The following is a 4,475-nucleotide window of genomic DNA, read 5'->3' as shown; positions in this document are numbered from 1 at the left end:
GCCACTAAAATAAGACCGCCCTAATTGGCGGTTTTTTATTGAGTGAATACCTAAAGTGTACACTTGTGAATAGTAAACATTTAAGTATACACCACTCAAACCCTTTTAGGATAAGGATTCAAGCAAGTAGTGAACACCGTGCATACTTTTTTATTAAATTTTATTTTTATGGGGAGGAGGTATAAAAAATCTAAAATATAATTAACGAATACCACTCACCTAGATAAATTTTTACACCGTCAAAATTCTAAAACCAATTTTTAACCTTTCAATTTGGCAAGATTAAAATACCTAATATTGGGGGTCACTTTTTATTTTGGGACTATGCTTGGGACTATTTCTTCAATAAAGAAAAAGCAAAACCCTTTATTGAAAAGGCTTTAATAAGATCATTTCAAGTCCCCGCCCAGCACCAAATCAATAAACAGCAACATTCTTTTAAACCCTGCAAAGCACACCAAACCCAGTAATAACAAGCCTTAAAGTCTATTTTATTGCCCATTAAGTATCAGTAAGGTACATTTTAAACCACATCTTAAACCACATCTTTTAGGTATATACTTAAGTACAAATACTATATAATTAAAAATTATATACTTAAAATTATTATGGCAAGAAAAGCAGCCTTGATAATAGATACCCGAATAAAAGCCACCAATTCATGAAATAAGGAATATTCATTATTTATAGCGATAATCCGCCTACCTTGCTGTAGACGGAGTAAGGGAAAATATTCATTTAAAATAAATATATTAGTTTTTAAATGAATGAATTGGAGCGGGAATTCTTCCACCTCGATTAATAAAATCACATGAACTAAATTTGTTTACTGACATAACGGGAGCATGGCCAAGTAAACCACCAAATTCAATGTTATCTCCTACTTTTAATCCCTCGGCTGGAATAATTCGCACCGCTGTTGTTTTGTGGTTAATCACCCCTATTGCAGCCTCATCTGCAATGATCGCCGAAATAGTTTCAGCTGGCGTATCGCCTGGAATTGCAATCATATCCAGTCCAACAGAACAAACACAGGTCATTGCTTCTAGTTTTTCAAGATTAAGTGCACCGTTATTTACAGCATCAATCATACCTGCATCTTCCGAAACAGGGATAAATGCACCGCTTAATCCGCCAACATGGCCACAAGCCATTACTCCACCTTTTTTAACCGCATCGTTTAGCATAGCTAGTGCTGCAGTTGTACCGTGTGTACCAACTGCTTCTAATCCCATTTCTTCTAAAATGTGTGCAACCGAATCACCAATTGCTGGGGTTGGAGCTAACGATAAATCGACAATACCAAATTTAACGCCTAAACGTTCAGAAGCCTCTTTACCAACTAGTTGCCCCATACGAGTAATTTTAAATGCAGTTTTTTTGATAGTCTCAGCTACAACATCAAATGGCTGACCTTTGACTTTTTCAAGTGCTCGCTTAACTACACCAGGACCACTGACACCAACGTTAATGACGCAATCAGCTTCCCCTACGCCATGAAAGGCACCTGCCATAAATGGATTATCTTCAACAGCATTAGCAAACACAACTAACTTAGCACAGGCCATGCTACTATTATCAGCTGTTAATTGCGCGGCTTCTTTGATGACATTTCCCATTTGCTTTACTGCATCCATGTTGATCCCCGTTTGTGTAGAGCCAACATTTACCGAAGAGCAAACTCGTTCAGTCTGTGCAAGTGCTTGGGGAATTGATTTAATTAAAATTTCATCTCCTTTATGGTAACCTTTTTGTACCAGTGCTGAAAATCCACCAATAAAGTTAACACCAACTGCTTTGGCCGCTTCGTCCAAAGTTTTAGCAAACGCTACATAATCTTTATCATCACTAGCACCGGCAATTAAAGATATTGGCGTAACAGAAATACGCTTATTGATTATTGGAATACCGAATTCTGAAGTAATCTGATCACCTACTTTAACAAGATCTTTTGCCAGATGTGTAATTTTGTTATAAATCTTTTGGCGTGCTTTTTCACCATCACTATCTATACAATCAAGAAGAGAAATACCCATGGTTATTGTACGGATATCAAGTTTTTCTTCCTCAATCATTTTAATGGTTTCGAGGATCTGTTTTGTTTCCATTAGTATTATCCTTTTATTAAAATATAGAATTAATATTATAAACGATGCATAGCATCAAAAATTTCTTCTCTTTGAAGATTAACTTTAACTTTTAGATTTTTACCTGTTTGCATCAACACAGTTTTTACTTCATCAAATGACACATTAATTTTAGATAGGTCAAGTAACATAATCATCGTAAAATACTCATCCATAATAGTTTGGCTGACATCTAAAATATTAATATCTAATTCATATAACTTTTGGCTAATACCAGCAATAATACCTGTTTGATCTTTACCAATTACCGTTAAAATGGTTTTCATAACACTCCTCCGCACAAAAAATAGACAATTAAATAATATTTATTGAGCTAACTATAATAGCATCTTCAAAAATTATCGAAATAGGAGTAGATTGTTTTTTTCAGTAAAAATATCAATACAAGAACTAAAAAGAGCAACTTATGGTAAATTTCTCAAAATCCACAAAATTGGATCATGTTTGTTACGATATCCGTGGTCCAATTCTAGAGCATGCAAAACGACTGGAAGAAGAAGGTCAAACTATCCTGAAACTCAATATTGGAAACCCAGCGCCGTTCGGTTTTGCTGCGCCTGACGAATTATTAATTGATGTGATTAGAAACTTACCTTCCTCACAAGGATATTCCGATTCTAAAGGCCTTTATTCTGCTCGTAAAGCAATCATGCAGTATTATCAAGCTCGCGGAATTAATAGTTTAGATGTTGAAGATATTTACATCGGTAATGGTGTATCAGAATTAATCGTTCAATCCATGCAGGCCTTACTAAATAGTGGAGATGAAATACTCGTACCTATGCCTGATTACCCATTATGGACAGCAGCTATTAGTTTGTCTGGAGGTAGTGCTGTGCACTATCTTTGCGATGAAGAATCAAATTGGTCACCTGATATTGAAGATATTAAACGGAAAATAACTCCAAACACTAAAGGAATAGTAATTATTAATCCTAACAACCCGACAGGCGCTGTTTATAGTAAAGAAGTATTACTTGAGATCGCTGAAATCGCTCGTCAAAATAACCTAATCATCTTCGCTGATGAGATTTACGATAAAATTTTATATGATGATGCAGTGCATTATTCAATTGCTGCATTGGCCCCCGATTTATTTGTCATTACCATGTGTGGCCTATCAAAAACTTATCGAGTTGCTGGTTTTAGGCAAGGCTGGATGGCGCTTTGTGGCCCCAAAAACCATGTAAAAGGCTATATTGAAGGCTTAAATATGCTAGCTTCAATGCGTTTATGTGCTAATGTGCCATTACAACATGCTATTCAAGGAGCGCTAGGAGGCTACCAAAGCATCAATGAATTTATTGTTCCTGGAGGTCGCTTATATGATCAATGTATGTTGGCATGGCGTTTACTTAATGAAATCCCTGGGGTTTCATGTACTAAACCACAAGGTGCCTTGTATCTATTTCCAAAATTAGATCAGAAAAAATTCAACATCCATAACGACCAAAAACTCGTATTAGATTTTTTGTTACAAGAAAAAGTATTACTTGTACAAGGAACTGGCTTTAATTGGCATAAACCGGATCACGTTAGAATTGTTGCTTTGCCTCATTCTGGCCAACTTGAAGAGGCTATTGGAAGATTTGCTCACTTTCTATCTTCCTATAAGCAATAAATCGCTCATTGATTAATCCCCAGTTTCTGCTGGGGTAATTTTAATAGCTCAGCCAAAATAGATTTATAAAACCATATTTAACATTGTCTTTTTATTGTTGTAAAATACGGCTTATCTTCCTGTTTGAAACTTGATATTTTGTACTCCATAACCTCATAAAGCAGATTAGGAGTAACCAAGCACGTTTTATGCCACCAATACAGCTTTTTGATATATTTGTTGATTATGCTATACCTCAATTCAAAGTTCGTATCATCTTTTCTACCTTCTCATGTGTTTGTGGGTAGGCTGGTTTAGTCAATTTTTGCTTATTACTCGTTTTAACAAATAGGTGCTCAACTGCGCTTTACTGGTTCACGTCTGTATCCAGGATAAGGGGCATTCAATGTGGGTATTGGGCTAACAAAATTATTTTGTAAAAATTGTGCTGCATTAAATTGGGATTTATGGGAGTAAATGCCCGCATAGAGCTCATGTGAATAATCATCAATACCAACGAATAAATATTCTCACGTATTTTGTTTTTAAATAAAGGTTGTTAACATGTAGCCTTTCGCTCGGATAAGTTTTGTTATAGCGTTTAGCCAAATCAGTGACAGTTATTTTTTCTTTATGATATAGGTGATCCTAGCCAAAATATTAGACAGTGCCCGCCTCTATCATTTTTTCGTTTTGGTAATATTGTTGTTCATATTGTTCAGGTGATA

Annotated in this window: 3 protein-coding genes; 1 reads left to right on the top strand and 2 read right to left on the bottom strand. The window is 35.5% G+C overall.

What is annotated here, in order from left to right; genetic code table 11:
* Nucleotides 1–752: 752 nt before the first annotated feature.
* Both ACGH6S_RS11910 and ACGH6S_RS11905 read right to left on the bottom strand, forming a co-directional pair.
* On the bottom strand, nt 753–2,108 hold the full coding sequence (locus ACGH6S_RS11910; protein WP_174798959.1) for a PFL family protein: 1,356 nt from the start codon (nt 2,106–2,108) through the stop codon (nt 753–755).
* Between the two features lie 35 nt (nt 2,109–2,143).
* The gene (locus ACGH6S_RS11905) at nt 2,144–2,413 is read right to left on the bottom strand and encodes an ACT domain-containing protein (RefSeq protein WP_174798960.1); all 270 of its coding nucleotides are present in this window, start codon (nt 2,411–2,413) and stop codon (nt 2,144–2,146) included.
* A 140-nt stretch (nt 2,414–2,553) separates the two neighbouring features.
* Between ACGH6S_RS11905 and ACGH6S_RS11900 the strand changes: the two genes are divergently transcribed.
* Complete coding sequence (locus ACGH6S_RS11900) at nt 2,554–3,768, top strand: pyridoxal phosphate-dependent aminotransferase (RefSeq protein ID WP_174798961.1); 1,215 nt, start codon at nt 2,554–2,556, stop codon at nt 3,766–3,768.
* Nucleotides 3,769–4,475: the final 707 nt, after the last annotated feature.

It is taken from the genome of Gilliamella sp. BG3, from assembly GCF_046635605.1.
Classification (GTDB): domain Bacteria; phylum Pseudomonadota; class Gammaproteobacteria; order Enterobacterales; family Orbaceae; genus Gilliamella; species Gilliamella bombi.
The sequence above is the reverse complement of the archived record's forward strand: the minus strand, read 5'-3'. Positions and strand labels throughout refer to the sequence as shown.

Coding starts and splice junctions, on each gene's coding strand:
- ACGH6S_RS11910 (WP_174798959.1), bottom strand. CDS start 2,108: ATGGAAACAAAACAGATCCTCGAAACCATTAAAATGATTGAGGAAGAA.
- ACGH6S_RS11905 (WP_174798960.1), bottom strand. CDS start 2,413: ATGAAAACCATTTTAACGGTAATTGGTAAAGATCAAACAGGTATTATT.
- ACGH6S_RS11900 (WP_174798961.1), top strand. CDS start 2,554: ATGGTAAATTTCTCAAAATCCACAAAATTGGATCATGTTTGTTACGAT.